Source organism: Enterobacter sp. YSU, assembly GCF_016082135.1.
In the GTDB taxonomy this organism is placed as follows: Bacteria; Pseudomonadota; Gammaproteobacteria; order Enterobacterales; family Enterobacteriaceae; genus Enterobacter; species Enterobacter hormaechei_C.
In genome coordinates this window covers 3,501,788-3,528,223 of sequence record NZ_CP059487.1, presented here as the reverse complement: position 1 = coordinate 3,528,223, position 26,436 = coordinate 3,501,788, and the positions used below count along the sequence as shown (strand labels likewise).

Below are 26,436 nucleotides of genomic sequence, written 5' to 3'. Positions count from 1 at the left end.
GTTATACCCTCAGCTTACGTCACGCAGCGATCGTTATTACTGTAAACCATTCAGCCCTAACCGGAGCCAAACAGGCTGATTTATGTTGTCGCCCGATAAGATGAAATTTATTTATTCTGCGCTTTCAGGAAAGATAAAAACGTTTTCTCAGGCCGCCTGTCGCGGTAGTCTCATACATTCCGTCAATATGACGGCCGTGATGTGAGTGACCTTTTCTTATACCAATAATTAAAAATCAGTACAGACAGGACAACTATGGACTCCACCCTTATCTCCGCTCGCCGCAACGAGGAGACACCTTCGCTTAACCGCGCCCGCCGCGCCGCTTTAGGTAGCTTCGCAGGCGCCGTCGTCGACTGGTATGACTTTCTGCTCTACGGTATTACCGCTGCGCTGGTCTTTAACCGTGAATTCTTTCCCCAGATCAGCCCCGCCATGGGCACGCTTGCTGCGTTTGCCACCTTCGGCGTCGGTTTTCTGTTTCGTCCTCTGGGCGGGATAATTTTCGGCCACTTCGGTGACCGCCTTGGCCGGAAACGTATGCTGATGCTCACCGTCTGGATGATGGGTATTGCCACCGCGCTGATCGGTATTTTGCCCTCCTTTGCCTCGATTGGCTGGTGGGCTCCGGTGTTGCTGGTGACGCTGCGCGCCATTCAGGGCTTTGCCGTCGGTGGTGAATGGGGCGGCGCGGCATTGCTGTCCGTGGAAAGCGCGCCGAAGAACAAGAAAGCGTTTTACAGCAGCGGCGTGCAGGTGGGTTATGGCGTGGGTCTGCTGCTCTCCACGGGCCTGGTGTCGCTAATAAGTCAGCTCACGACAGACGAGCAGTTCCTGAGCTGGGGCTGGCGTATTCCGTTTATCTTCAGCATTGTGCTGGTCGTGGTGGCCCTGTGGATCCGTAACGGCATGGAAGAGTCGGCTGAGTTTGAGCGGCAGCAGCGCGAAAAACCGGCCGCGAAAAAACGGCTGCCGGTGATGGAAGCGCTGGTGCAGCACCCTGGCGCTTTTCTGAAAATCATTGCCCTGCGCCTGTGCGAACTGCTGACGATGTATATCGTCACCGCCTTTGCCCTGAACTACTCCACGCAAAACCTCGGCCTACCGCGGGAATTGTTCCTGAATATTGGCCTGGTGGTGGGCGGGATCAGCTGCCTGACCATCCCCTGCTTCGCCTGGCTGGCGGATCGATTTGGCCGTCGACGGGTGTATATCACCGGGGCGCTCATCGGCACACTCAGCGCCTGGCCGTTCTTTATGGCGCTGGAGGCACAGTCGGTCTTCTGGATTGTCTTCTTCGCGATCATGCTTGCGAACATCGCTCACGATATGGTGGTCTGCGTGCAGCAGCCAATGTTCACCGAGCTGTTTGGCGCAAGCTACCGTTACAGCGGCGCGGGCGTGGGATATCAGGTGGCGAGCGTGGTCGGCGGCGGGTTTACGCCGTTTATCGCCGCCGCGCTGGTGACGTTCTCGGGCGGTAACTGGCACAGCGTGGCGATTTATCTGCTGGCGGGTTGCCTGCTTTCTGCCGCCACCGCCCTGTTGATGAAGGAAACCGCGCACAGCTGATCTCCTCACTTTTGTTTCACAGGCGTGTGACATACTATCGGGTAAAGCCGCACACCTGTGGAACAAGGAGACAGACATGAATAATAAGGGCTCCAGCCTGACCCCGGCTCAGGCGCTGGAAAAACTCGACGCGCTGTATGAACAGTCCGTCAATGCACTGCGCAGCGCCATCAGTGACTATATCGAAACAGGGAAGCTTCCCGATGAAAAGGCCAGAACCCAGGGCCTTTTTGTTTATCCATCGCTCTCTGTCACCTGGGACGGCAGCGCCAGCAGCAATCCGAAAACCCGCGCCTATGCGCGTTTCACCCACTCCGGCTGTTACAGCACGACCATCACGCGACCTGCGCTGTTCCGCCCCTACCTGGAAGAGCAGCTTACCCTGCTGTATCAGGATTACGGCGCGCATATCAGCGTTGAACCGTCCCTGCACGAGATCCCTTACCCGTACGTGATAGACGGTTCAGCGCTGACGCTGGATCGCTCCATGAGCGCGGGGCTGACCCGCCACTTCCCGACCACTGAGCTGTCGCAGATTGGCGATGAGACGGCGGACGGGATCTATCACCCGGCAGAGTTTTCACCGCTGTCGCACTTTGATGCCCGCCGTGTCGATTTCTCGCTGGCACGCCTGCGCCACTACACCGGCACCCCAGCCGAACATTTCCAGCCGTTCGTGTTGTTTACCAATTACACCCGCTATGTGGACGAATTTGTCCGCTGGGGCTGTAGCCAGATCCTCGATCCGGACAGCCCTTACATCGCCCTATCCTGCGCGGGCGGGATATGGATCACCGCCGAAACCGAAGCACCGGAAGAGGCCATCTCCGACCTGGCGTGGAAAAAGCACCAGATGCCAGCCTGGCACCTGATCACCGCCGACGGTCAGGGCATTACGCTGATTAACATCGGCGTTGGCCCGTCGAATGCGAAAACCATCTGCGACCATCTGGCGGTACTGCGCCCGGACGTCTGGCTGATGATCGGCCACTGCGGCGGCCTGCGTGAAAGCCAGCTGATTGGCGATTACGTCCTTGCCCACGCTTATCTGCGTGACGACCATGTCCTTGACGCGGTTCTGCCGCCGGATATTCCTATTCCGAGTATCGCGGAAGTGCAGCGCGCCCTGTACGACGCCACTAAAGAGGTGAGCGGCATGCCGGGTGAAGAGGTGAAGCAGCGCCTGCGTACCGGTACGGTCGTCACCACCGACGATCGTAACTGGGAGCTGCGCTATTCCGCCTCCGCCCTGCGTTTCAATCTCAGCCGTGCGGTCGCAATCGATATGGAAAGCGCCACCATTGCCGCCCAGGGCTACCGCTTCCGCGTCCCTTACGGCACGCTGCTGTGCGTGTCCGATAAACCGCTGCACGGCGAGATCAAACTGCCGGGCCAGGCGAACCGTTTTTACGAAGGGGCGATCTCAGAGCATCTTCAGATTGGCATTCGCGCCATCGATTTACTGCGTGCAGAGGGCGACAAACTGCATTCCCGCAAGCTGCGCACCTTTAATGAGCCACCGTTCCGCTGATAACAAGGACCCACTCACCCGGCCTGGGATTCCGTAGGTCGGGTAAGCGGAGCGCCACCCGACAAACTGACCGAACGCAGAAAAGCAAAAAGCCTGCTCTAAAAGCAGGCTTTTTAAATTTGGCTCCTCTGACTGGACTCGAACCAGTGACATACGGATTAACAGTCCGCCGTTCTACCGACTGAACTACAGAGGAATCGTGTGAACGGGGCGCATATTATCGATGCGCCCTGAGGATGTCAAAGGGTGAATGCAGATTTTCAATCGTTTGCCGATTTATTCTCCACTTCGCACATTTGTCAGGCACTTGCCGTTTCCGAAACCTCCTGCTCCGGTTTTTTTCGCGGATATTTCCACAGCCAGCGCCCGCTCACCATGCGCCAGTAGAACAGCGCCCCGCGCACGGCCCAGTCAAGGAACATCCCCAGCCAGACGCCGACAACGCCCATACCCAACATTACCCCCAGCGTGTAGCCCGCCACAACGCGACAGCCCCACATGCCGAGCATGGAGACCCACATCGCAAACCGGGCATCGCGCGCCCCTTTCAGCCCGGCAGGAAGTACCCAGGACGCGGCCCAAATTGGCATAAACGCCGCGTTGAGCCAAATGAGCACCTTCACGACCTCTTTCACGTCATTTTCATGCGTATAGAACGAGGCCATCAGCCCGGCAAAAGGCGCAGTTCCCCACGCAATCGCCGTCAGTCCAATAGTTGAAAGCCAGAAGACGTGCCGAAGTTGCCGTTCCGCCTGCCCTATCTGCCCTTTTCCGAGACGTCTGCCGGTGATGATCGTCGACGCCGACCCCAGCGCGTTTCCCGGCAGGTTAATGAGTGAGGCGATGGAGAAGGCAATAAAGTTGCCGGCGATGACGTCTGTTCCCATCCCGGCAACAAACATCTGCGTCAGCAGTTTCCCACCGTTAAACAACACGGATTCGATGCTGGCCGGAATCCCGATCCCCATCACTTCCCAGATAATGGCGAAGTTAAGCGGACGGAAATAGCTTTTCAGCGTCAGGCGCAGCGATGGCGTAATTCCCGCCATCAGTACGCCAATTATCGCCGCCGCACCAATATAGCGGGAAATGGTTAGCCCTAAACCCGCGCCGACAAAGCCCAGCCCCTCCCAGGAAAAGATGCCGTAAATCAAAACGCTGCTGATAATGATATTCAGGATGTTCATGCCGCCGTTGATCAGCAGCGGAATTTTGGTATTTCCTGCTCCACGAAGCGCACCGCTACCAATCAGCGCGATGGCAGCCGCCGGATAACTCAGCACCGTCATTTCCAGGTAGGTGAGAGCCAGATCCTTCACCTCGCTGGTCGCTTCTCCCGCGACAATGTCGATAATTTCTTTGCCGTAATAATGGATAACCGCCGCAAGGATGATCGAAAAGAGGGTCATGATCATCAGCGACTGTCTGGCCGCTTCGCGGGCACGCTTCGGATCGAGCTTGCCCAGGCTAAACGCCACCACCACCGTCGTACCGAGATCGATAGCGGCAAAGAAGGACATCACCACCATATTGAAACTGTCCGCCAGCCCTACCCCGGCCATGGCTTCTTTACCGAGCCAGCTCACCAGAAAGGTGCTCAACACGCCCATCAACAGGACGCAGGTATTCTCCAGGAAAATAGGCACGGCAAGGGGGGTGATTTCACGCCAGAAGAGAACTCGATAACTCTTACGTTTTGCATACCAGGGCGTGCGCATAATCGCCTGGCGTAGGGGTGCGGTGACGTTCAAAATGGACCTTAGCGAGAAAGTTGAAACTCCATTTCAAATGATGGGGCAGAAATGCGTATCCTGCAAAGTATTTTCCATAAAATTATGTTTGGATTTACAACAAAATGACGACAGAATCATCAAACAAACGCTTTTGCCTGAGATCAGGTTTGACAAAAGTTTTTTCGCCGCTAAGATAAGCCTCCACAACGATTCCTCTGTAGTTCAGTCGGTAGAACGGCGGACTGTTAATCCGTATGTCACTGGTTCGAGTCCAGTCAGAGGAGCCAAATTTAAAAAGCCTGCTTTTAGAGCAGGCTTTTTGCTTTTCTGCGTTCGTGAAATTGTCGGGTGGCGGCTTCGCCTTACCCGACCTACGTAATAACAGTCCTGTAGGCCCGGTAAGCGCAGCGCCACCGGGCAACAGAGTGTGCGATTACTCGCCTTTAGCGTCGACGTTTTTGATTTCGCCCATCACTTTCAGCTTCTTGGAGATGTCGCGACGCTCTTTGGACAGCTCAGCGTTTTTGATGATGTAGTCATCAACGCGATCTTCATAATCGCTCTTCATGCTGGCGATGATGCCCTGAATAGCTTCAACGCTCATGCCAGGCTTGATGTAGTCGCTCAGGTTGTCCAGCAGCAGGACACGTTTCTGGTTGTCACGGATCTTCTTCTCTACGTCCTGGATTTCGCGCTGTAGCTTGTTTTTGCGGCGGAACAGGCGGACGAACTCCAGAACATCCTGGAACGAAGGCTTGGTAGTTTCCATTTTTACACCCCTGATAATGTGAGATTCGGATTCGTTAAAGCAACCGTTTTAACAGACAGCGGCTGCGAATGACAATGAGTATATCGTTTAAAACCATCATAACCCTAATTGTTGCTGAATCGAAGCAGCAGGCATCACATACGCTTTTTATTTGCGCAGTGCCCGGCAAATCAGCTGCGATAACAACTCCAGCTGTCGCGCCAGCTCCATACTCAGCCAGACATAACCATGGATGGGCGTTTCCGCCACATTGTCGCCCTGGCGCTCATTCATCAGCTGTTTAAGCTCGGCGACGATTTCGTTCAGCCGCTCGCTGTTCGCCCGTATCGGCTGTGGGTTACCTTCGTAGAGCGCATGGGCGATGGTCAGCAGGGTTTGTTGCGTCATCTGCTGCGTCTCTTTCAGCGTATGCGCGTTGAGCATCAGAAGATGGCTGGGGCGTGAGGCCCAGTGGGCATTGATTTGCAGTTCAAGCATACAGACCAGATTACGGCTGACCGTCTGAATAGCTTCAAAAATGGCTTTCTGGATATGGGTTTCTTTGCTTGCCGGGGTAATCAACCCGCGCATTTTGACCACATCATTGAGGATTTTTTGCAGGTGCTTTTCCAGACGCGGGCGCTCAATCAGATTCGGCGAAAACCCGGCCTGGTAGACCCGGTTAAATGCCGTGACGTAGTTTGCCATCTGAATGCGCCAGTGCAGGAAGGCGCGCTGCGGCCAGATGCCGGTAAACAGCATGGCGAGCAACGAGCCGAGGATCACGTCCCCGCTTCGCCACAATGCGGTGGTCATATCGCCCGCCGGTGCGCCGACCACAACCGCGAGCGTAATGCCAATCAGCAGCGCCTGATACGGTTTCTTGCCGAGGGCCAGCCATCCACAAAGAAACATCGCCACCGCGCACCACAGCAACATGACCGGAAACGAGATCAGCTCCAGCTTCAGGGCGATAAGCCCAAGCGCTGAGCCTAAAACGGTGCCGCCTATGCGTTCGAAAGCGCGCGGGACCACGTTCCCCCAGAATGAGATCGGCCCCATCACCACCACCAGCGTGATCAGCGGCCACGTCCCTTCCGGGATATCCAGCAGACGAACCAGTACGAAGGTCAACACAAACGCCAGCGCAATGCGGCAACCGTGCACCACGCGATAATGTTTGTATAACCGAATTTCAAAAGGGGTTAATGACTTGTCGGGGCGCACACCCGTCTCCAGCTCTACGGCAAACCACAATTGTACTGTGTTTTCAGCCGGGTGGATCGCGCCCGGCTGAAAAACCCTGCATTCCGCAGGATTATCCCACTTTGTGCTCTACCGGTACAAACATCTCAATATCCCAGTAGCCGTCAGCATTGCCATCGTTCAGATAGCGTTCGAAGCAGGGTTTTGCCGCGATCTGGAATTTGTTGTCTTCCAGCAGGGAGTTGAAGAACTGATACCATGGAGTGGCGAAATCATGATTTTCGACGCGCGCGGCGGCAATAGCATACTCTCCGGCAGCAATTTCGGTCATCATCACCCCTTCGCTGTTCTCAGGGATAGTGAAATCGTCCGTTACCGTTACGGCGGTAACGCAGCGGAGCTTTTCTGCCGGCACGTCATCCGGATTGTCATAATAAACGGCCACCCACTCCTGCGGCTGAATATGACGCCCGTCTACCCACATGACCAGCTGTTCAAATCCCTGCTTGACCGTCTTTTCCCACGGCCCCACGAGATGAAAGCCAGCGATCGTACGTTTCTGTTGCTGCCTGATGCTGTAGTCCATGCTGCCTCCGTTCATTACTGTATATATATACACTGTAAAGCAGAATCGAGATTATCGGCAAACCAGGAGTGTTTATTATGTGAGCAGACTCGCAACACTGCCAGTCTGCCCAAAAAGGTCAGAGTTTATGATGCAGATAATCGCCGAGGCGGGAGAAAAGGCCGCCCTTTTCAACGCTTTCCAGCGTAACCAATGGCCAGTGCGCTACCACCTTGTCACGATCGTACAGCTGGATCTCCCCTACCCGCTGATGCGCGGCGATCGGCGCTTCCAGCTCTTTTTTATCCATCACGTATTTCGCCTTGATGTTTGGCACTTCCGATTTGGGTAATGCCAGCCAGAAGTCCTGATCCGTGCCCAGCGCGATCTGCTCTTTATCGCCGTACCAGATGCGCTCGGTTCCCACTTTTTTACCGTTATGCAGGATCTGCACCGTATCAAAATTTTGCTGTCCCCAGTGCAGCAGCTTGCGCGCCTGATCTTCACGTCCTTTCGGGCTGTCTGCCCCCATCACCACCGCAATCAGTCGACGCTGACCGTCCACCGCGGAGGCAATCAGGTTAAAGCCCGCGCCCGAGGTGTGACCCGTTTTCAGGCCATCCACGTTCATGGTCTTATCCCACAGCAGGCCGTTGCGGTTCTGCTGGGTGATGCCGTTCCAGGTCAGGCTCTTTTCGCTGTACATGTGATAGAACTCAGGCTCGCCGTGAATGATGGCCCGGGAAAGCACGGCGAGATCGTAAGCGGAGCTGTGCTGACCCGGTGCATCCAGCCCGTGTACGGTTTCGAAGTGGGTATCGCGCAGGTTCAGCTTTTCAACGTAGTCATTCATCATCCTGACGAACTGCGGCTGACCGCCCGCCACGTGATCCGCCAGCGCCACGCAGGCGTCATTGCCGGAATCAACAATCAGGCCGCGGCTGAGATCGCGCACGGAAACCCGATCGCCCTCCTTCAGAAACATCAGCGACGAACCGTCAAAGACCGGATTGCCTTTTGCCCATGCGTCACGTCCGACCGTCACAATGTCATCGGGGCTGATGCGGTGGCTATCAATAGCACGATCGACAACGTACCCCGTCATCAGTTTGGTCAGGCTCGCCGGATTACGCTGCTGATGTTCGTTGCCCGCCGTTAAGATTTGACCCGTGGTGTAATCCATCAATACCCAGGAGCCAGCCTGGATGGCAGGTGGCTGAGGTGAAAAATCCAGCGGCTCGGCAGCCAGCGCGGAAGAAATACTCGAAGCGAGTAAAGAAACAGCAATAAACAGACGGCGTTTCAACGGTATATCCTCAGGTCAGTAAAAATCGATGACCTTTTTACGGGAGTTCTGATGTCGTTACCTGCCTTAATTGCAAAAAAATGTGACAGCACGCAGATTTTTTCGGAACAAATCTCGCAAATTTCTTGCCTGACGGTGCTTTTTATTCGGACTGCTCACCCCAATCGTTTACCATAGAGACGTCAATTTTTAACAGGATGAGATTACTGGTGTCTGACTCTGCCGCGCGCCCGACTTTTTTGTTCCACGATTACGAAACCTTTGGCACCCATCCGGCGCTGGACCGACCGGCGCAGTTTGCGGCTATCCGTACCGATGACGAATTTAACGTCATCGGCGAACCCGAGGTGTTTTACTGTAAGCCCGCCGATGACTATCTGCCGCAGCCGGGCGCGGTAATGGTGACGGGCATCACGCCTCAGGAAGCGCGGGATAAAGGCGTTAGCGAAGCAGAATTTGCCCGTCGCATCCACGACCTGTTCACGGTGCCCAATACCTGCGTGGTGGGTTACAACAACATCCGTTTTGACGATGAAGTGACGCGCAATATCTTCTACCGCAACTTCTACGATCCGTATGCCTGGAGCTGGCAGAACCGTAATTCACGCTGGGATTTGCTGGATATCATGCGCGCCTGCTATGCGCTGCGCCCGGAGGGGATTAACTGGCCGGAGAACGACGACGGCTTGCCGAGCTTCAGGCTCGAGCACCTGACGCGGGCCAACGGCATTGAGCACAGCAACGCCCACGACGCGATGGCAGACGTTTACGCGACCATCGCTATGGCGAAACTTGTAAAAACCGCGCAGCCGCGCCTGTTTGAGTATTTGTTGAGCCATCGCAGCAAGCAAAAGCTGATGACGCTAATTGACGTGCCGCAGATGAAACCGCTGGTGCATATTTCAGGGATGTTCGGTGCGTGGCGCGGGAATACAAGCTGGGTGGCGCCGCTTGCCTGGCATCCGGACAACCGTAACGCCGTCATCATGGTGGATCTCGCCGGAGATATCTCCCCGCTGCTTGAGCTCGACAGCGACACCTTACGTGAACGGCTCTATACGCCGAAAGAGGCGCTGGGTGACCTGCCAGCCGTACCGGTAAAACTGGTGCACATCAATAAGTGCCCGGTGCTGGCGCAGGCCAACACGCTGCGCCCGGAAGACGCCGATCGGCTGGGGATTAACCGTCAGCACTGCCTCGATAACCTGAAAGTGCTGCGCGACAACCCGCAGGTGCGCGAGAAAGTTGTCGCCATTTTTGCTGAAGCAGAGCCGTTCGTGCCGTCTGAGAATGTGGATGCGCAGCTTTATAACGGCTTCTTCAGCGACGCCGATCGCGCGGCGATGAATATCGTGCTGCAAACCGACCCGCGTAACCTGCCCGCGCTGGATATCACCTTCGCAGATAAGCGCATTGAGAAGTTGATGTTTAATTATCGCGCGCGCAACTATCCCGGCACGCTGGATGAAGCAGAGCAGGAACGCTGGTTACAGCATCGGCGCAACGTGTTTACGCCGGAGTTTCTTAATAGCTACGCCCAGGAGCTGGAGATGCTTTACGGTCAGTATGAAGGGAATGCTGAGAAGCAGGCGCTGCTGAAAGCGCTGTTCCAGTATGCGCAAGAAATTGTCTGAGTAGCGGGTACAAAAAAGCCGGAGGCGATGTCTCCGGCTTTTTTTTGCCGGGTGGCGCTAACGCTTACCCGGCCTACGAAACTGTAGGTCGGGTTGAGCATAGCCGTCACCCGACACAGTCTTACGCGACGTCTTCGTACTGAGGAACCGGGTTGCGGAAGCTTCTGGTCACGCAAGCCAGGTAAATCAGACCGATTGCACCCCAGATCAGACCCAGAACCATTGAGCTCTCTTCCAGGTTGATCCACAGGGCGCCCACCGTCAGGGCACCACACACTGGCAGCACCAGATAGTTGATGTGGTCCTTCAGCGTCTTGTTGCGCTTCTCACGGATCCAGAACTGCGAAATCACGGAGAGGTTAACGAAGGTGAACGCCACCAGCGCACCAAAGTTAATCAGCGCCGTGGCCGTTACCAGGTCGAATTTAATCGCCAGCAGGGCAATAGCGCCCACCAGCAGCACGTTCCACGCCGGGGTACGCCATTTAGGATGCACGTAACCGAAGAAGCGGGTTGGGAACACACCGTCACGGCCCATCACGTACATCAGACGAGAAACGCCCGCGTGCGCAGCCATACCGGAAGCCAGTACGGTGACGCTGGAGAAGATCAGCACGCCCCACTGGAAGGTTTTACCCGCCACGTACAGCATAATTTCAGGCTGTGATGCATCCGGATCTTTAAAGCGAGAGATATCCGGGAAGTACAGCTGTAAGAAGTAAGACGCACCAATGAAGATCAGGCCGCCAATCAGCGCGGTCAGGAAAATCGCTTTCGGGATCACGCGCTCAGCGTCTTTGGTCTCTTCAGACAGAGAAGAGATACCGTCGAAGCCCAGGAACGAGAAGCACAGGATAGTCGCACCGGTGATCATCGGCACTACGTGCGCGCCTTCAGACCAGAACGGACGGGTGCTGGTCAGCGTACCTGCGCCTTCCCCGTGGGAAACGCCGTAGATGATCAGCCCAACGATAACCGCAACAATCCCCATCTGAAGGATCACAATCAGGGTGTTGAAGTTAGCCACGGTCTTGATGCTGCGCAGGTTAGAGATGGTCATAAAGGCCACCAGCGCCACAACGAAGATCCACGACGGCACGGAAGGCACCAGCGCTTCGAAGTAAATTTTTGCCAGCAGAATGTTGATCATCGGCATGAACAGGTAGTCCAGCAGTGATGACCAGCCCACCATAAAGCCAACCGCCGGGCTAATGGATTTCTGAGCATAGGTGTACGCAGAGCCTGCGGACGGGAAACGGCGAACCAGTTTACCGTAGCTCAGCGCTGTAAAGAGGATGGCGACCAGCGCAAAGGCGTACGCCGTTGCAACGTGACCGTCAGTAAGGCCTGATACGATACCGAATGTATCGAACAGCGTCATCGGTTGCATATAGGCAAGGCCCATCATAACAACCGGAATCAACGTAAGCGTTTTACGTAATTCCACGCGAGAGGTGTTTGGAGTTGCGTTATGCGACATAGTTATTCTCCTTTACGGTGATAACCGCCACGTAAGCGAAAAATTGCCCCATTTCTTTCTTCCTCAGCGACAACAACTGTCGGATTTTAGTAAATATCTATCCGGTACGAAGCCCGGCCTCTTGGTTTTTAGTTTCGTTTCGTACATGCAAAAAAAAATAACCGACGCCTTTTATATCGTCGATTATTCATTTGTTTGCAGCGGCGGCATTTTGCCCTATTCCAGATACAAAAGGCAATACATTGAGAAACCTGCCCATAAATTAATTTTACTAACTGATTGATTTCCCATCATCTGCCTGAGCGTAAACTGTGGCGATAGCACTATTTGCTAAAATTTCGTCTCGCCACCAGGCACTGGCAAGCCCGGCGGTCTGTTCATTCCAGCCCACCCATACCGGTTCGTTACTGCTCTGCGCTAAAACCTGTTTTTCCACCAGCGCTCCGCTGTCAATAAACCGCTGCGCTAAATAACGGGGAAGGTAACCGCACCCCAGACCGCTTATTTGCAGCTCCAGCTTGGTTTTAAAATCAAAAACGGTGATGGCCTCCTGCTCATCCAGCAGCTGCGATGAAATGCCGCACTCGGGGCGAGAACTGTCTCCAACCACAATGGCGCGATAGTTTTTAATGACGCGTCGGGTAACAGGCTCCGGTTCATTCGCCAGCGGGTGATGAGGCGCAACGGCAAAAACCTGCTCCAGAACGCCGAGCCGCGCAAAACCAAATTCGCTCAACTGGGGAGGCTCATGCAGCGCCCCAACGATGATATCCGCCCTGCCCTGCGTCAGGGCCTCCCAGGAACCGCCCAGCACGCCATTGATAAAAACCAGCCGGGTGACGCTGTGGCGCTGATAGAACGCCTCAATAAGCGGGGTAAGCAGGGAGAAAGGGAACGTATCATCAACCCCAATCACCAGCTCATTTTCCCAGCCCTGGTGAAGTTTGACGGCCTGTTTTTCCAGCTCGCGAACCGTATGCAGCACGTCACGCCCTTTTTCCAGCAGCATCTGCCCTGTACGGGTGAAACGCGCGCGATGCCCGGTGCGGTCAAGGATTTGGATATTAAGATCGCTCTCGAGCTTTTGCACGGTGTAGCTCAGAGCCGAAGGGGTTTTATAGAGCTTCGCCGAGGCGGCGGCAAAGCTCCCCTCTTTTTCCAGCGCATCCAGAATAACAAGAACATCCAGCAGCGGTTTCATATTCGCCCCCTTGCGGTGTGCGATTGTCTCCGCCGGCGCAATTATTCCATGGGCATAACCAGCGGATCGGGATACTGATATTCAAATCCCAGTTCATGGCAAATACGATTGCCATCAATAATTTTGCCTTTGCGTTCCCCCTGCGCCTCACTGAATACCGGCGGCGCCAGACCCAGCTGGCGCGCCATCAGCGGATAAAAGGTACTGCGCGGCGGATGCGAAGGCGCACATATATTATAGATGTGCCCCCCTTTCGGAGCCTGCAAAAGCAGTTCAATTGCACCGATAACATCCTCAAGATGCACAAGATTAACCCCGTGCTGGCCATCCGGCGCAGATTTACCGGCAAAGAAGCGCCCCGGATGACGCCCCGGCCCCACCAGCCCGGCCAGACGTAAGATATCCACCTGCGTGCCAGGCAGATTGTGCAGCCAGTCTTCCAGCTCTTTCAGTACCCGGCCGCTGGCGGTCACCGGACGGCGCTCGGTGTTTTCTTTCGCCGTACCGTCGATATCGCCATAGACGGAGGTGGAGCTGGTGAAAATGATACGCGGGATATGGTGCGCCAGGGCGCTGTCGACAATCTCCTGCACCGCCTGCAAGTAAAAAGACTCACCCGGGCCGCTGCGCCGCGCCGGTAAGGTAATGACCAGCGCGTCCACATTCATCAGTTCATCCAGCTCGTCGGTATCGCAGATAAGCTCGGGTTCGAGACGCAGCTCAACACCATCAATGCCGCACATGCGTGCCGCTTCAACCCCATCTCGGGTGGTCTTACTCCCTGTCACCTGCCAGCCTTTCGCGGCTAATGACATCGCCAGTGGCATTCCTAACCATCCTAACCCGACAATCGCGACCTTTTTCATTACATTCTCCGCTTAACGATGCCTGTTATAAGGCTACGCCAGCCTGGTGGAACGCACAATTCATACCATCAATATGAAATGAATTAATGATCAAAAAAAGCCCTTGCTTTATGGCGTACAACTGGTTTAGGTTAAAAGACATCAAATGCATAAGCATTCAACGAGAATTTATATGACACGCGTTCCTTTTAAAAACCACCATCATCACCATCATCCTGACTAGTCTTTCAGGCGATGTGTGCTGGAAGACGTTTGGATCTTCCAGTGGTGCATGAACGCATGAAAAAGCCCCCGGAAGATCTTCTTCCGGGGGCTTTTTTTTGGACCGCATTCAGACAGGTTAAAACAGGTTAACGAGGAACACAGAATGTTAGATAACTCACGTTTACGCATAGCTATTCAAAAATCAGGCCGTTTAAGCGACGATTCACGCGAACTGCTGGCCCGCTGCGGGATTAAAATCAACCTGCACACCCAGCGCCTGATCGCCCTGGCTGAAAATATGCCGATCGACATTCTGCGCGTACGTGATGACGATATCCCGGGCCTGGTGATGGATGGCGTCGTTGATCTCGGCATCATCGGCGAAAACGTACTGGAAGAAGAGTTATTAACCCGCCGCGCGCAGGGCGAAGATCCGCGCTACTTTACCCTGCGTCGTCTGGACTTTGGCGGCTGCCGCCTGTCGCTGGCTACGCCGGTCGATGAAGCCTGGGACGGCCCGGCCGCGCTGAACGGCAAACGTATCGCCACCTCTTACCCTCACCTGCTGAAGCGTTACCTCGATCAAAAAGGCGTGCAGTTTAAATCCTGTCTGCTGAACGGCTCCGTTGAAGTGGCGCCGCGTGCGGGCCTGGCCGATGCCATCTGTGACCTCGTCTCCACCGGCGCCACGCTCGAAGCGAACGGCCTGCGCGAAGTGGAAGTGATCTACCGCTCCAAAGCCTGCCTTATCCAGCGCGACGGCGAGATGGCCGACGCCAAACAGCAGCTCATCGACAAGCTGCTGACCCGCATTCAGGGCGTGATTCAGGCGCGTGAATCCAAATACATCATGATGCATGCGCCGACCGAGCGCCTGGACGAAGTGATTGCCCTGCTGCCGGGCGCTGAGCGTCCAACCATTCTGCCGCTGGCGGGCGACCAGCAGCGCGTGGCGATGCACATGGTCAGCAGCGAAACCCTGTTCTGGGAAACCATGGAAAAACTGAAGGCGCTGGGCGCAAGCTCCATTCTGGTGCTGCCAATTGAGAAGATGATGGAGTAACGACCATGAGCTTTAACACAATCATCGACTGGAATACCTGTAGCGACGCGCAACAGCGCGAGCTGCTGATGCGCCCGGCAATTTCCGCCTCGGAGAGCATCACCCGCACCGTGGCGGAGATCCTTGATAACGTCAAAGCCCGCGGGGACGACGCGCTGCGCGAGTATAGCGCGAAGTTTGATAAAACTGAGGTCGACGCGTTACAGGTTACCGAGCAGGAAATCATTGATGCCAGCAATCGTCTGGGTGATGACATCAAACAGGCGATGGCCGTCGCGGTGAAAAATATTGATACCTTCCACACCGCGCAGAAATTGCAGGCGGTGGATGTGGAAACCCTGCCCGGCGTACGCTGCCAGCAGGTGACACGCCCGGTGGCGTCCGTCGGCCTCTATATTCCCGGCGGCTCTGCCCCGCTGTTTTCGACCGTCCTGATGCTGGCCACCCCGGCACGTATTGCCGGTTGTCAGAAGGTGGTGCTCTGCTCTCCGCCACCGATCGCCGACGAGATCCTGTATGCGGCGAAGCTGTGCGGCGTGCAGGCGATCTATAAAGTGGGCGGTGCGCAGGCGATTTCCGCCCTGGCGTTCGGGACGGGATCCATTCCGAAGGTCGACAAAATCTTTGGCCCGGGCAATGCCTACGTGACCGAAGCGAAGCGCCAGGTCAGCCAGCGTCTGGACGGCGCGGCGATTGATATGCCTGCCGGTCCGTCTGAAGTGCTGGTGATTGCCGACAGCGGCGCTACACCGGATTTCGTGGCCTCTGACCTGCTCTCGCAGGCCGAGCACGGCCCTGACTCGCAGGTGATTTTACTGACGCCAGATGCCGACATGGCAAAACGCGTGGGCGACGCCGTTGAGCGTCAGCTGGCTGACCTGCCGCGTGCGGAAACGGCGCGTCAGGCGCTATCCGCCAGCCGCCTGATTGTGGCCCGCGATCTTGACCAGTGCATCGCCATCTCCAACCAGTACGGTCCTGAGCACCTGATTATTCAGACCCGCAACGCGCGCGAACTGGTCGACAGCATAACCAGCGCAGGCTCGGTGTTTCTCGGCGACTGGTCACCGGAATCCGCCGGGGATTACGCCTCCGGCACCAACCACGTGCTGCCCACGTATGGCTATACCTCAACCTGCTCCAGCCTGGGGCTGGCGGATTTCCAGAAGCGCATGACCGTGCAGGAACTCTCCCGCGAGGGATTTGCCTCGCTGGCGTCGACCATTGAAACCCTGGCCGCCGCCGAGCGCCTGACTGCCCACAAAAATGCCGTGACGCTGCGCGTTGCCGCCCTGAAGGAGCAAGCATGAACATCGAAGAATTAGCCCGCGAAAATGTCCGTCGCCTGACGCCCTATCAGTCTGCGCGTCGTCTGGGCGGGAACGGCGACGTCTGGCTGAATGCCAATGAATATCCCACGGCGGTGGCCTTTGAGCTTTCGCAGCAGACGCTGAACCGCTACCCGGAGTGTCAGCCGAAAGCGGTGATCGAGAACTATGCGCAGTATGCAGGCGTGAAGCCTGAGCAGGTGCTGGTCAGCCGTGGGGCTGATGAAGGGATTGAGCTGCTGATCCGCGCCTTCTGTGAGCCGGGTAAAGACGCGGTGATGTACTGCCAGCCCACCTACGGGATGTACAGCGTGAGCGCCGAAACCTTTGGCGTAGCCTGCCGCAACGTGCAGGCGCTCGACAACTGGCAGCTGGATTTGCAAGGCATCGCCGATAACCTCGACGGCGTGAAGGTGGTGTTTGTCTGTAGCCCGAACAACCCCACCGGGCAGATTATTCATCCGCAGGATATCCGCACCCTGCTGGAGATGACGCGCGGCAAGGCGCTGGTCGTCGCTGATGAAGCCTACATTGAGTTCTGCCCGCAGGCGACGCTGACAGGCTGGCTTGAGGAGTATCCGCATCTCGTTGTGCTGCGTACCCTTTCCAAAGCCTTCGCCCTCGCCGGCCTTCGCTGTGGATTTACGCTGGCGAATAAAGCGGTTATCGACCTGCTGCTGAAAGTGATTGCCCCGTATCCGCTCTCAACGCCGGTTGCCGATATTGCGGCACAGGCGCTGGCCCCGCAGGGCATCAGCGCGATGCGCGAGCGTGTGGCGCAGATCCTGGAAGAGCGTCAGTATCTTGTCGATGCCCTTAAAACGATTCCGTGCGTGGAGCAGGTGTTCGACTCGGAAACCAACTACATCCTGGTGCGCTTCACCGCCTCAAGCGCGATATTTAAATCGTTGTGGGATCAGGGCATTATCTTACGAGACCAGAATAAACAACCTACCCTGAGCGGCTGCCTGCGTATTACCGTCGGCACCCGTGCAGAGAGCCAGCGCGTGATTGACGCCCTGAAAGCGGAGAAAGTATGAGTCAGAAGTATCTCTTTATCGATCGTGACGGCACCATCATCTCGGAGCCACCCAGCGATTTTCAGGTCGATCGTTTCGACAAGCTGGCCTTTGAACCCGATGTGATCCCGGTGCTGCTGAAGCTTCAGAAAGCAGGCTATAAGCTGGTGATGATCACCAACCAGGACGGTCTGGGCACCGACAGCTTCCCGCAGGTAGACTTTGACGGCCCGCACAACCTGATGATGCAGGTGCTGACCTCGCAGGGCATCGCCTTCGACGAAGTGCTGATCTGCCCGCATATGCCTGCCGACGAGTGCGACTGCCGCAAGCCAAAAGTGAAGCTTGTTGAGCGTTATCTGGCGGAAGAGGCGCTGGATAAAGGCAACAGCTATGTGATCGGCGATCGCGTCACGGATATCACGCTGGCGGACAACATGGGCATTGCGGGCCTGCGCTATAACCGCGACACGCTAAACTGGGCGATGATTGGCGAGCAGCTCACCCGACGCGACCGCTATTCCCACGTTGAACGCAACACCAAAGAGACGCAGATCGACGTGAAGGTCTGGCTCGACCGCGAAGGCGGCAGCAAGATCCACACCGGCGTCGGTTTCTTTGACCACATGCTGGATCAAATCGCCACTCACGGCGGCTTCCGCATGGAGATCACCGTTAAGGGCGACCTGTATATCGACGATCACCACACCGTGGAAGATACCGGCCTGGCGCTGGGCGAAGCCCTGAAGCTGGCGCTCGGCGACAAGCGCGGCATCAACCGCTTCGGCTTTGTTCTGCCGATGGACGAGTGCCTGGCGCGCTGCGCGATGGATATCTCCGGGCGTCCGCACCTGGAATACAAAGCCGACTTTACCTACCAGCGCGTGGGCGATCTCAGCACCGAGATGGTGGAACACTTCTTCCGCTCGCTTTCTTACACCATGGGCCTGACGCTGCACCTGAAAACCAAAGGCAAAAACGATCACCACCGCGTCGAGAGCCTGTTCAAAGCCTTTGGCCGTACCCTGCGCCAGGCGATCCGCGTGGAAGGTGACGCCCTGCCCTCGTCGAAAGGAGTGCTGTAATGAACGTGGTGATTCTGGATACCGGATGCGCCAACCTGAACTCCGTACAGTCGGCGATTATGCGCCACGGCTACGAGCCGGTGGTGAGCCGCGACCCTGACGTGGTGCTGCGTGCGGATAAACTCTTTCTGCCGGGCGTTGGCACCGCCCAGGCGGCGATGGATCAGATCCATGAGCGCGAGCTGGTGGATCTCATCAAAGCCTGTACTCAGCCGGTGCTGGGCATTTGCCTCGGCATGCAGCTGCTTGGCCGCCGCAGTGAAGAGAGCAACGGCGTTGATCTGCTGGGCATTATTGAAGAAGACGTGCCGAAAATGACCGACCACGGCCTGCCGCTGCCGCACATGGGCTGGAACCGCGTTTATCCGAAGGCGGGCAACAGGCTGTTCCAGGGTATTGAAGACGGCGCGTACTTCTATTTTGTTCACAGCTACGCCATGCCCGTGAATGCCTACACCATCGCCCAGTGCAATTACGGCGAGGCGTTCACCGCCGCCGTGCAGAAAGATAACTTTTACGGCGTGCAGTTTCACCCGGAACGCTCCGGCGCCGCCGGTGCGCAACTGCTGAAAAATTTCCTGGAGATGTGATGATAATTCCCGCTTTAGATTTAATTGACGGCACGGTTGTTCGTCTCCACCAGGGCGATTACGGACAGCAGCGCGACTACGGCAACGACCCGCTGCCGCGGTTACAGGCTTACGCCGCGGAGGGCGCTGAGGTATTGCACCTGGTCGATCTGACCGGCGCGAAAGATCCGGCCAAACGCCAGATCCCACTGCTTAAAACACTGGTGGCTGGCGTGGACGTCCCGGTGCAGGTGGGCGGCGGCGTGCGTACGGAAGCCGATGTTGCCGCCTTACTGGACGCGGGCGTGGCGCGCGTGGTAGTGGGTTCGACCGCTGTGAAAGATCCTGAGAGTGTCAAGGGCTGGTTCCGCCGCTTCGGTGCGGATGCGCTGGTGCTGGCGCTGGATGTGCGCATTGACGCTCAGGGTAACAAGCAGGTCGCGGTCAGCGGCTGGCAGGAAAACTCCGGCGTAACGCTGGAAGAGCTGGTCGGGATGTATCTCCCCGTAGGGCTGAAGCACGTCCTGTGCACGGATATTTCACGCGATGGTACGCTCGCAGGCTCTAACGTATCGCTGTATGAAGAGGTTTGCGCCCGTTATCCGCAGGTGGCGTTTCAGTCCTCTGGCGGTATCGGCGACCTGGCGGATATCGCCGCTCTGCGCGGAACCGGTGTACGCGGCGTGATTGTGGGTCGCGCGCTGCTTGAAGGCAAATTTACGGTGAAGGAGGCGATTCAATGCTGGCAAAACGGATAATTCCCTGCCTGGACGTGCGTGATGGTCAGGTTGTAAAAGGCGTGCAGTTCCGCAACCACGAGATCATTGGCGACATCGTTCCGCTGGCAAAACGCTATGCCGAAGAAGGCGCAGACGAACTGGTATTTTACGATATCACCGCCTCCAGCGATGGCCGCGTGGTGGACAAAAGCTGGGTGGCGCGCGTGGCAGAGGTGATTGATATTCCCTTCTGCGTGGCGGGCGGGATTAAATCTGCTGACGATGCGGCGAAAATTCTCTCTTTCGGTGCGGACAAAATTTCGATTAACTCCCCTGCGCTCGCAGATCCGGAGCTGATTACGCGTCTGGCGGACCGCTTTGGCGTGCAGTGCATTGTCGTGGGGATCGACACCTGGTTTGATACCGCGACGGGAAAATATCACGTTAACCAGTACACCGGCGATGAAAGCCGCACGCGCGTCACCCAATGGGAGACGCTGGACTGGGTGCAGGAAGTACAAAAACGCGGCGCGGGTGAAATTGTGCTGAACATGATGAACCAGGACGGCGTACGCAACGGTTACGACCTAGAGCAACTGAAAAAAGTGCGCGCGGTGTGCCAGGTTCCGCTGATTGCCTCCGGCGGCGCGGGCACCATGGAACACTTCCTTGAAGCCTTCCGCGATGCGAACGTAGACGGCGCGCTGGCGGCCTCCGTGTTCCACAAACAGATTATCAATATTGGTGAGTTAAAAACGTACCTGGCCGACCAGGGCGTGGAGATCAGGGTATGTTAACAGAGCAACAACAGGCGCAGCTGGACTGGGAAAAAACTGACGGATTACTGCCGGTGGTTGTACAGCATGCCGTTTCAGGCGAAGTGCTGATGCTGGGATACATGAACCAGGAGGCACTGACAAAAACGATCGACAGCGGCAAGGTGACGTTTTTCTCGCGCACCAAACAGCGCCTGTGGACGAAAGGGGAAACCTCAGGTCACTTCCTGAATGTGGTCAGCATTACGCCAGATTGCGACAACGACACCCTGCTGGTGCTGGTCAACCCGATCGGGCCGACCTGTCACAAAGGCACCAGCAGCTGCTTCGGCGAGGCGAGCCACCAGTGGCTGTTCCTCTATCAGCTGGAACAGCTGCTGGCAGAGCGTAAAACGGCGGATCCTGAGAGCTCCTATACCGCGAAGCTGTATGCCAGCGGGACTAAGCGTATTGCGCAGAAGGTGGGAGAGGAAGGCGTTGAGACGGCGCTGGCCGCGACCGTACACGACCGGGAAGAGTTGACGAATGAAGCGTCGGATTTGATGTATCACCTGCTGGTGCTGCTGCAGGATCAGGAGCTGGATTTGACAGCGGTGATTGAGAATTTGCGGAAACGACATAAATAAAAAAAGACCGGGGAAACCCGGTCTTTTTTTGTGTGTAAATCAGGCTCGTGGCTTGTAGTTTCTCAGCGCGTTACGACCGAGGACGACACCAGAACCGATAATTCCGCCGAGCAGTACGGCAAGGATGAGGGTAATAGCACTTTTCGGGCTGTCGCGTCGGATAGGCAGGTTCGGCTTCATGACGTAACGATAGACGTGAATAGTGTCTGGGTTAACGTTGAGGTTCTGAATATCCAGTAAATTTTGTTTGGTTTGGTAGTAAGCGCCTGAGAAGACCAGCGGGCGAGACGCTTCGTTATCAACCATTGACTTGAGCGCTACGGTACCCAACAGGAACATGGTTTCCTGAGTAACATCCTGAGTCTGTTGAAGCTGCGGAGTGGTGATCTTAGCGGCTTCTGCGTTCTTCAGCGCCTCAGTAATCTGCTTGATGCGTAGATCTTTCTGCTCCTGAGCAACTTTCTCCTGATTCTGGAGGGAGTCGTTCAGGGTTGTGATCTGCTGCTTGAGGTTATCTCTGAGATCAAGCGTCAGTTCTTTTGCCGTCTGCTCGTCAACCTGCTGAATGTACTGAGCTAATTGCTTTTGAGCTGCTTCAGCGGATTCGCCCTGATAGCTTACGGTTAAAGGCAAACTTTGTCCTTTAACCGTAGGCTCAATAGTCAGTTTTTCCGGATCTTCCTGATTCTCCAGCGCCTGAGCTAATGCCGAGAAGGAGGAATTGAAACGTCCAATAGCACGATTCTGAATGTCTAACATGGAGGGAGCTGCCCCGCCATAGAGGATATTCAATGCATTGGAATAGGTGGCGATTTGTGCCGCATCAGGCTGGGCTATGATGGCTGATGACGTCCATTTCTCTTTGGCTACAGTGATGTAAACGCCAGCAAGAACGATAAAAGCAGCAATAAAAGCCCCTATTACCCACTTACCACGCCACAGCTGTAGCATTACATCAAGTAAATCAATTTGCTCCGGGTCATTGCTGCGATTGACCAGGCTATCGTTGTTCTGCGTCATACAATCCCTAACAGATGAAAAAGGGCAAAAATAATCTTGTTTCCATAGTGTATCTCTTGTTGTAGAAAATTCTATAAGAATACGATGAGTTATATCGGAAAGATGGGTTATGTACGTGAAGAGCAACGCGCTATCATAGTCGGAATCTGATGTCCTGGGACATCAATAAGAACACTGTGAATGAGGGAAGCTATGAAATTTCTGGTAACGGGCGCGGCGGGCTTTATCGGTTCTCATGTCAGCAAGCGCCTGCTTGATGCAGGGCATGAAGTTGTTGGGCTTGATAATCTGAATGATTACTATGACCCTAACCTCAAACTCGCTCGCCTTGAACTGCTTAAATCCGAGAGTTTCACCTTCCACAAGCTGGACTTAGCGGACCGCGAGGGCATGGCTGCGCTCTTCGCCAATGAGAAATTTGACCGCGTGATCCATCTTGCCGCACAGGCGGGCGTGCGTTACTCGCTGGAAAACCCGCATGCCTACGCTGATGCTAACCTGGTAGGTCACCTTAACGTGCTGGAAGGCTGTCGCCACAACAAGGTTCAGCATCTTCTGTATGCTTCATCCAGCTCTGTCTACGGCCTCAACCGTAAGATGCCGTTTTCTACTGACGACTCCGTAGACCATCCGGTATCCCTGTATGCCGCAACCAAAAAAGCCAATGAGCTGATGTCGCATACCTATTCGCATCTGTACAATCTGCCGACCACTGGCCTGCGCTTCTTTACCGTCTATGGCCCATGGGGCCGACCGGACATGGCGCTGTTCAAATTCACCAAAGCCATGATTGAAGGCAACAGTATCGACGTATACAACTACGGCAAGATGAAGCGCGACTTCACCTATATTGATGATATTGCGGAGGCGATTATTCGCCTACAGGACGTCATTCCTCAGGCCGATGCCGACTGGACAGTCGAAACCGGTTCGCCAGCAACCAGCTCTGCCCCGTATCGCGTGTATAACATCGGTAACAGTTCACCTGTCGAACTGATGGATTACATTACCGCGCTTGAAGAGGCGCTGGGCAAGGAAGCGGTAAAAAATATGATGCCGATCCAGCCGGGTGACGTGCTGGAGACCAGTGCGGACACCAAAGCGCTGTATGACGTTATTGGGTTTAAACCACAAACCTCAGTCAAAGAAGGCGTGAAAAACTTCGTCGACTGGTACCGCAACTTCTATAACGTTTAAAAACAAAAAACCCGGCAGAGCGCCGGGTTTTTTTATATCACGATATTAATCAGTCGCTGCCGAACAAATCGCGGGTATAGACTTTATCTTTAACGTCCGCCAGCTCTTCCGCCATACGGTTGGAGATAATTACGTCCGCTTCTTTTTTGAATGCATCCAGATCGCGGATCACACGCGAATGGAAGAACTCGTCTTCCTGCATGGCCGGTTCATAAATAATGACCTGCACGCCCTTCGCCTTAATACGCTTCATGATCCCCTGAATGGAAGAAGCGCGGAAGTTATCGGAACCGCTCTTCATGATCAGACGGTACACGCCGACCACTTTCGGCTGGCGCGCAAGAATAGAATCGGAGATGAAATCTTTACGCGTCCGGTTAGCGTCAACAATCGCCGATATCAGGTTATTCGGCACAGCCTGGTAGTTTGCCAGCAGCTGCTTGGTATCTTTTGGCAGGCAATAGCCACCGTAGCCAAATGACGGGTTGTTATAGTGGTTGCCAATACGCGGGTCGAGGCAAACCCCTTCAATAATCTGGCACGTGTTCAGCCCAAGACTTTCTGCGTAGCTGTCGAGCTCATTGAAGTACGCGACTCGCATTGCCAGATAGGTGTTTGCGAAAAGCTTAATCGCCTCCGCTTCGGTGGAGTCCGTAAACAGCACCGGAATATCTTTCTTCACCGCGCCTTCCTGCAGCAGTGCGGCAAAGCGTTCAGCGCGCTCAGAACGTTCGCCAATAACGATACGGGAAGGATGCAGGTTATCGTAAAGCGCTCTCCCCTCACGCAGGAACTCTGGCGAGAAGAAGATATTATCAATACCAAACTTTTCTTTGATGGATTTGGTAAAGCCGACAGGAATGGTCGATTTAATAACCATCACCGCATCAGGGTTAATCGCAATAACATCTTTGATAACCGCTTCTACGGTTGAGGTGTTGAAGTAATTGGTTTTTGGATCGTAGTCAGTAGGCGTCGCAATGATGACGTAATCCGCATCGCGGTATGCATCTTCTTTATCTGTCGTGGCGCGGAAATTCAGCGGTTTGTTGCTGAGATAGTCCTGGATTTCTTTGTCGACAATCGGCGATTTCTTCTGATTGAGCATATCCACTTTGGCCTGCACGATATCCAGCGCAACCACTTCATGGTTCTGAGCAATCAGAATGCCGTTAGAAAGACCGACATACCCTGTTCCGGAAATTGTTATTTTCATTCGCTAATGACTTCTTTTAGTTAACTGTATTGATGGCCGGCAGACCATCGCGATAAACATAACTGTTGGGCTTTGTACCTCCTGGCAAACAGCACTGTCAAGGCAAACCAGGAGTAATCATTACGAGCGGGACGAGATTCAGACTACTTCGATTATTGCGCGGCATTTTTTGCATAAAAAAACCCGGAGACGAGCTCCGGGTTGATGTTATTGCAGAGAGTTAACTCACTCCATCCATTCGGTATGGAACACACCTTCTTTATCCGTGCGCTTGTAAGTATGCGCGCCGAAATAGTCACGCTGTGCCTGGATCAGGTTGGCAGGCAGAACAGCAGCACGATAGCTGTCGTAGTATGCCACCGCAGCAGAGAAGGTTGGAACCGGGATACCGTTCTGTACAGCGTAGGCAACCACGTCACGCAGCGCCTGCTGGTACTCGTCTGCAATCTTCTTAAAGTACGGTGCCAGCAGAAGGTTAGCGATACCTGCGTTTTCAGCATAGGCATCGGTGATTTTCTGCAGGAACTGCGCACGAATGATGCAACCCGCGCGGAAGATCTTCGCGATCTCGCCGTAGTTCAGGTCCCAGTTATTCTCGTCAGACGCCGCACGCAACTGTGAGAAGCCCTGCGCGTAGGAGACGATTTTACCCAAGTACAGGGCGCGACGAACTTTCTCGACGAATTCAGCTTTGTCACCTGCTGGTTTAGCCTGTGGGCCTGACAGCACTTTAGAAGCCGCAACGCGCTGCTCTTTCAGAGAAGAGATATAACGCGCAAAGACGGATTCGGTGATCAGAGACAGCGGCTCGCCCAGATCCAGAGAGCTCTGGCTGGTCCATTTACCGGTACCTTTGTTCGCTGCTTCATCCAGAATCACATCAACCAGGTATTTACCTTCTTCATCTTTCTTCGTGAAGATATCTTTGGTGATGTCGATCAGGTAGCTGTTCAGCTCGCCTTTGTTCCACTCGGTAAAGGTTTCAGCCAGCTCTTCGTTAGAGAGATTCAGGCCGCCTTTCAGCAGGGAGTATGCCTCTGCAATCAGCTGCATATCGCCGTATTCGATGCCGTTGTGCACCATTTTCACATAGTGACCAGCACCATCCGGACCGATATAGGTCACACACGGCTCGCCATCTTCAGCAACGGCTGCAATTTTAGTCAGAATTGGCGCAACCAGCTCGTACGCTTCTTTCTGGCCGCCAGGCATGATGGATGGACCTTTCAGAGCACCCTCTTCACCACCGGAAACACCGGTACCAATGAAGTTGAAGCCTTCAGCAGACAGCTCACGGTTACGACGAATGGTGTCCTGGAAGAAGGTGTTACCGCCATCAATGATGATGTCACCTTTTTCGAGGTAAGGCTTCAGAGAGTTGATAGCTGCATCGGTTCCTGCACCCGCTTTCACCATTAACAGGATACGACGAGGCGTTTCCAGAGACTCAACGAACTCTTTCACCGTATAGAAAGGAACGAGTTTCTTGCCTGGGTTCTCGGCAATGACTTCTTCGGTTTTATCACGGGAGCGGTTGAAAACGGAGACGGTATAACCACGGCTTTCGATGTTGAGCGCCAGGTTGCGCCCCATCACTGCCATACCGACAACGCCGATCTGTTGCTTGGACATTACATACTCCTGTCAGGTAACATTATTATTGAGCAAGCACAATTTATAAATACTATCTTATGTTTGTGAGAAGAGAAAGCATTTGAGATATTATTTTTATAATAAAGCACAAATTGGAAATTACGAAATAAAAATTTGGT

General features: G+C 55.0%; 25 protein-coding genes, 2 tRNA genes and 1 other annotated feature. Of the genes, 14 read left to right on the top strand and 13 right to left on the bottom strand.

Annotation, left to right across the window (positions count from 1 at the left end; all coding sequences use genetic code 11):
- The first annotated feature begins 255 nt into the window (after window positions 1-255).
- Window positions 256-1,572, top strand: coding sequence for a shikimate transporter (shiA, locus tag H2Z33_RS16970; protein WP_063135202.1), 1,317 nt, complete (start codon window positions 256-258; stop codon window positions 1,570-1,572).
- 76 nt (window positions 1,573-1,648) lie between these two features.
- Window positions 1,649-3,103, top strand: coding sequence for an AMP nucleosidase (locus H2Z33_RS16965; RefSeq protein ID WP_015572404.1), 1,455 nt, complete (start codon window positions 1,649-1,651; stop codon window positions 3,101-3,103).
- A 120-nt stretch (window positions 3,104-3,223) separates the two neighbouring features.
- Here H2Z33_RS16965 and H2Z33_RS16960 read toward each other — a convergent pair.
- Together H2Z33_RS16960 and emmdR are read right to left on the bottom strand one after the other, a co-directional pair.
- Window positions 3,224-3,299: transfer RNA gene (locus H2Z33_RS16960), tRNA-Asn, on the bottom strand.
- A gap of 103 nt (window positions 3,300-3,402) precedes the next feature.
- Window positions 3,403-4,821 (bottom strand): multidrug efflux MATE transporter EmmdR, encoded by a 1,419-nt coding sequence (gene emmdR, locus H2Z33_RS16955; RefSeq protein ID WP_063135204.1) that lies wholly within the window; start codon window positions 4,819-4,821, stop codon window positions 3,403-3,405.
- 226 nt (window positions 4,822-5,047) lie between these two features.
- Here emmdR and H2Z33_RS16950 point away from each other — a divergent pair.
- Window positions 5,048-5,123: transfer RNA gene (locus tag H2Z33_RS16950), tRNA-Asn, on the top strand.
- Between the two features lie 146 nt (window positions 5,124-5,269).
- Here the strand turns inward: H2Z33_RS16950 and H2Z33_RS16945 are convergent.
- From H2Z33_RS16945 to dacD, 4 genes are all read right to left on the bottom strand, one after another.
- On the bottom strand, window positions 5,270-5,605 hold the full coding sequence (locus H2Z33_RS16945; RefSeq protein WP_000450410.1) for a DUF496 family protein: 336 nt from the start codon (window positions 5,603-5,605) through the stop codon (window positions 5,270-5,272).
- 147 nt (window positions 5,606-5,752) lie between these two features.
- Entirely contained in the window at window positions 5,753-6,811 is a 1,059-nt protein-coding gene (locus H2Z33_RS16940) for an FUSC family protein (protein ID WP_017693112.1), read from the bottom strand.
- A 91-nt stretch (window positions 6,812-6,902) separates the two neighbouring features.
- On the bottom strand, window positions 6,903-7,376 hold the full coding sequence (sbmC, locus tag H2Z33_RS16935; RefSeq protein WP_017383302.1) for a DNA gyrase inhibitor SbmC: 474 nt from the start codon (window positions 7,374-7,376) through the stop codon (window positions 6,903-6,905).
- A gap of 118 nt (window positions 7,377-7,494) precedes the next feature.
- Window positions 7,495-8,667, bottom strand: a complete 1,173-nt coding sequence (gene dacD, locus H2Z33_RS16930) for a serine-type D-Ala-D-Ala carboxypeptidase DacD (protein WP_047740833.1) — start codon at window positions 8,665-8,667, stop codon at window positions 7,495-7,497.
- Between the two features lie 191 nt (window positions 8,668-8,858).
- Between dacD and sbcB the strand changes: the two genes are divergently transcribed.
- Entirely contained in the window at window positions 8,859-10,295 is a 1,437-nt protein-coding gene (gene sbcB / locus H2Z33_RS16925; protein ID WP_015572402.1) for an exodeoxyribonuclease I, read from the top strand.
- A 121-nt stretch (window positions 10,296-10,416) separates the two neighbouring features.
- Here sbcB and H2Z33_RS16920 read toward each other — a convergent pair whose 3' ends face one another.
- The 4 genes from H2Z33_RS16920 to H2Z33_RS16905 form a co-directional block, all read right to left on the bottom strand.
- Entirely contained in the window at window positions 10,417-11,775 is a 1,359-nt protein-coding gene (locus H2Z33_RS16920; RefSeq protein ID WP_006811203.1) for an APC family permease, read from the bottom strand.
- Complete coding sequence (yoeI, locus tag H2Z33_RS16915; protein WP_099458931.1) at window positions 11,765-11,827, bottom strand: membrane protein YoeI; 63 nt, start codon at window positions 11,825-11,827, stop codon at window positions 11,765-11,767. The genes H2Z33_RS16920 and yoeI overlap by 11 nt, the downstream gene beginning before the upstream one ends.
- A 219-nt stretch (window positions 11,828-12,046) precedes the next feature.
- Window positions 12,047-12,976: a LysR substrate-binding domain-containing protein gene (locus H2Z33_RS16910; RefSeq protein ID WP_032654183.1), complete on the bottom strand. Its 930-nt coding sequence runs from the start codon at window positions 12,974-12,976 to the stop codon at window positions 12,047-12,049.
- Window positions 12,977-13,017: 41 nt separating this feature from the next.
- Window positions 13,018-13,842: an SDR family oxidoreductase gene (locus H2Z33_RS16905; RefSeq protein WP_017383300.1), complete on the bottom strand. Its 825-nt coding sequence runs from the start codon at window positions 13,840-13,842 to the stop codon at window positions 13,018-13,020.
- Window positions 13,843-14,014: 172 nt separating this feature from the next.
- On the opposite strand from H2Z33_RS16905, the gene hisL reads away from it, so the two are divergent.
- The 9 genes from hisL (at window position 14,015) to hisIE (ending at window position 21,231) form a co-directional block, all read left to right on the top strand.
- Window positions 14,015-14,065 carry a his operon leader peptide gene (hisL, locus tag H2Z33_RS16900; protein WP_099516347.1) on the top strand — a complete coding sequence of 17 codons (51 nt, stop codon included), beginning with the start codon at window positions 14,015-14,017 and terminating at the stop codon, window positions 14,063-14,065.
- Window positions 14,041-14,164: a sequence feature (His leader region), on the top strand. (Overlaps the previous gene by 25 nt.)
- Window positions 14,165-14,209: 45 nt before the next feature.
- Window positions 14,210-15,109 carry an ATP phosphoribosyltransferase gene (gene hisG / locus H2Z33_RS16895; protein WP_000886595.1) on the top strand — a complete coding sequence of 300 codons (900 nt, stop codon included), beginning with the start codon at window positions 14,210-14,212 and terminating at the stop codon, window positions 15,107-15,109.
- A gap of 5 nt (window positions 15,110-15,114) precedes the next feature.
- Window positions 15,115-16,419, top strand: coding sequence for a histidinol dehydrogenase (gene hisD / locus H2Z33_RS16890; protein WP_017693108.1), 1,305 nt, complete (start codon window positions 15,115-15,117; stop codon window positions 16,417-16,419).
- Entirely contained in the window at window positions 16,416-17,477 is a 1,062-nt protein-coding gene (gene hisC, locus H2Z33_RS16885) for a histidinol-phosphate transaminase (RefSeq protein WP_032103469.1), read from the top strand. Before hisD ends, hisC begins: the two co-directional genes overlap by 4 nt.
- Window positions 17,474-18,541, top strand: coding sequence for a bifunctional histidinol-phosphatase/imidazoleglycerol-phosphate dehydratase HisB (gene hisB, locus H2Z33_RS16880; protein WP_015572397.1), 1,068 nt, complete (start codon window positions 17,474-17,476; stop codon window positions 18,539-18,541). The genes hisC and hisB overlap by 4 nt, the downstream gene beginning before the upstream one ends.
- Window positions 18,541-19,131, top strand: coding sequence for an imidazole glycerol phosphate synthase subunit HisH (gene hisH, locus H2Z33_RS16875; RefSeq protein ID WP_015572396.1), 591 nt, complete (start codon window positions 18,541-18,543; stop codon window positions 19,129-19,131). Before hisB ends, hisH begins: the two co-directional genes overlap by 1 nt.
- On the top strand, window positions 19,131-19,868 hold the full coding sequence (gene hisA / locus H2Z33_RS16870; protein ID WP_015572395.1) for a 1-(5-phosphoribosyl)-5-[(5-phosphoribosylamino)methylideneamino]imidazole-4-carboxamide isomerase: 738 nt from the start codon (window positions 19,131-19,133) through the stop codon (window positions 19,866-19,868). The genes hisH and hisA overlap by 1 nt, the downstream gene beginning before the upstream one ends.
- Window positions 19,850-20,626: an imidazole glycerol phosphate synthase subunit HisF gene (gene hisF, locus H2Z33_RS16865; protein WP_003859481.1), complete on the top strand. Its 777-nt coding sequence runs from the start codon at window positions 19,850-19,852 to the stop codon at window positions 20,624-20,626. The genes hisA and hisF overlap by 19 nt, the downstream gene beginning before the upstream one ends.
- Entirely contained in the window at window positions 20,620-21,231 is a 612-nt protein-coding gene (gene hisIE / locus H2Z33_RS16860) for a bifunctional phosphoribosyl-AMP cyclohydrolase/phosphoribosyl-ATP diphosphatase HisIE (protein WP_063134471.1), read from the top strand. The genes hisF and hisIE overlap by 7 nt, the downstream gene beginning before the upstream one ends.
- Before the next feature lie 39 nt (window positions 21,232-21,270).
- On the opposite strand, the gene wzzB is transcribed toward hisIE, so the two are convergent.
- Window positions 21,271-22,251 (bottom strand): LPS O-antigen chain length determinant protein WzzB, encoded by a 981-nt coding sequence (wzzB, locus tag H2Z33_RS16855; RefSeq protein WP_022648610.1) that lies wholly within the window; start codon window positions 22,249-22,251, stop codon window positions 21,271-21,273.
- Between the two features lie 192 nt (window positions 22,252-22,443).
- On the opposite strand from wzzB, the gene H2Z33_RS16850 reads away from it, so the two are divergent.
- Window positions 22,444-23,448 carry an NAD-dependent epimerase gene (locus H2Z33_RS16850; protein WP_032619359.1) on the top strand — a complete coding sequence of 335 codons (1,005 nt, stop codon included), beginning with the start codon at window positions 22,444-22,446 and terminating at the stop codon, window positions 23,446-23,448.
- A 49-nt stretch (window positions 23,449-23,497) separates the two neighbouring features.
- Here H2Z33_RS16850 and ugd read toward each other — a convergent pair whose 3' ends face one another.
- Both ugd and gndA read right to left on the bottom strand, forming a co-directional pair.
- Window positions 23,498-24,664: a UDP-glucose 6-dehydrogenase gene (ugd, locus tag H2Z33_RS16845; RefSeq protein WP_063134472.1), complete on the bottom strand. Its 1,167-nt coding sequence runs from the start codon at window positions 24,662-24,664 to the stop codon at window positions 23,498-23,500.
- Between the two features lie 225 nt (window positions 24,665-24,889).
- Window positions 24,890-26,296 (bottom strand): NADP-dependent phosphogluconate dehydrogenase, encoded by a 1,407-nt coding sequence (gene gndA / locus H2Z33_RS16840; RefSeq protein ID WP_063136172.1) that lies wholly within the window; start codon window positions 26,294-26,296, stop codon window positions 24,890-24,892.
- Window positions 26,297-26,436 lie beyond the last annotated feature (140 nt).

Excerpts from the sequence above, each read along its gene's own strand:
- hisF (WP_003859481.1), top strand. The coding sequence starts at position 19,850 with ATGCTGGCAAAACGGATAATTCCCTGCCTGGACGTGCGTGATGGTCAG.
- ugd (WP_063134472.1), bottom strand. The coding sequence starts at position 24,664 with ATGAAAATAACAATTTCCGGAACAGGGTATGTCGGTCTTTCTAACGGC.
- H2Z33_RS16920 (WP_006811203.1), bottom strand. The coding sequence starts at position 11,775 with ATGTCGCATAACGCAACTCCAAACACCTCTCGCGTGGAATTACGTAAA.
- H2Z33_RS16965 (WP_015572404.1), top strand. The coding sequence starts at position 1,649 with ATGAATAATAAGGGCTCCAGCCTGACCCCGGCTCAGGCGCTGGAAAAA.
- H2Z33_RS16910 (WP_032654183.1), bottom strand. The coding sequence starts at position 12,976 with ATGAAACCGCTGCTGGATGTTCTTGTTATTCTGGATGCGCTGGAAAAA.
- hisH (WP_015572396.1), top strand. The coding sequence starts at position 18,541 with ATGAACGTGGTGATTCTGGATACCGGATGCGCCAACCTGAACTCCGTA.
- H2Z33_RS16945 (WP_000450410.1), bottom strand. The coding sequence starts at position 5,605 with ATGGAAACTACCAAGCCTTCGTTCCAGGATGTTCTGGAGTTCGTCCGC.
- hisD (WP_017693108.1), top strand. The coding sequence starts at position 15,115 with ATGAGCTTTAACACAATCATCGACTGGAATACCTGTAGCGACGCGCAA.
- hisB (WP_015572397.1), top strand. The coding sequence starts at position 17,474 with ATGAGTCAGAAGTATCTCTTTATCGATCGTGACGGCACCATCATCTCG.
- sbmC (WP_017383302.1), bottom strand. The coding sequence starts at position 7,376 with ATGGACTACAGCATCAGGCAGCAACAGAAACGTACGATCGCTGGCTTT.
- sbcB (WP_015572402.1), top strand. The coding sequence starts at position 8,859 with ATGAGATTACTGGTGTCTGACTCTGCCGCGCGCCCGACTTTTTTGTTC.
- emmdR (WP_063135204.1), bottom strand. The coding sequence starts at position 4,821 with ATGCGCACGCCCTGGTATGCAAAACGTAAGAGTTATCGAGTTCTCTTC.
- H2Z33_RS16850 (WP_032619359.1), top strand. The coding sequence starts at position 22,444 with ATGAAATTTCTGGTAACGGGCGCGGCGGGCTTTATCGGTTCTCATGTC.
- wzzB (WP_022648610.1), bottom strand. The coding sequence starts at position 22,251 with ATGACGCAGAACAACGATAGCCTGGTCAATCGCAGCAATGACCCGGAG.
- hisG (WP_000886595.1), top strand. The coding sequence starts at position 14,210 with ATGTTAGATAACTCACGTTTACGCATAGCTATTCAAAAATCAGGCCGT.
- hisC (WP_032103469.1), top strand. The coding sequence starts at position 16,416 with ATGAACATCGAAGAATTAGCCCGCGAAAATGTCCGTCGCCTGACGCCC.
- hisIE (WP_063134471.1), top strand. The coding sequence starts at position 20,620 with ATGTTAACAGAGCAACAACAGGCGCAGCTGGACTGGGAAAAAACTGAC.
- H2Z33_RS16905 (WP_017383300.1), bottom strand. The coding sequence starts at position 13,842 with ATGAAAAAGGTCGCGATTGTCGGGTTAGGATGGTTAGGAATGCCACTG.
- hisA (WP_015572395.1), top strand. The coding sequence starts at position 19,131 with ATGATAATTCCCGCTTTAGATTTAATTGACGGCACGGTTGTTCGTCTC.
- gndA (WP_063136172.1), bottom strand. The coding sequence starts at position 26,296 with ATGTCCAAGCAACAGATCGGCGTTGTCGGTATGGCAGTGATGGGGCGC.
- shiA (WP_063135202.1), top strand. The coding sequence starts at position 256 with ATGGACTCCACCCTTATCTCCGCTCGCCGCAACGAGGAGACACCTTCG.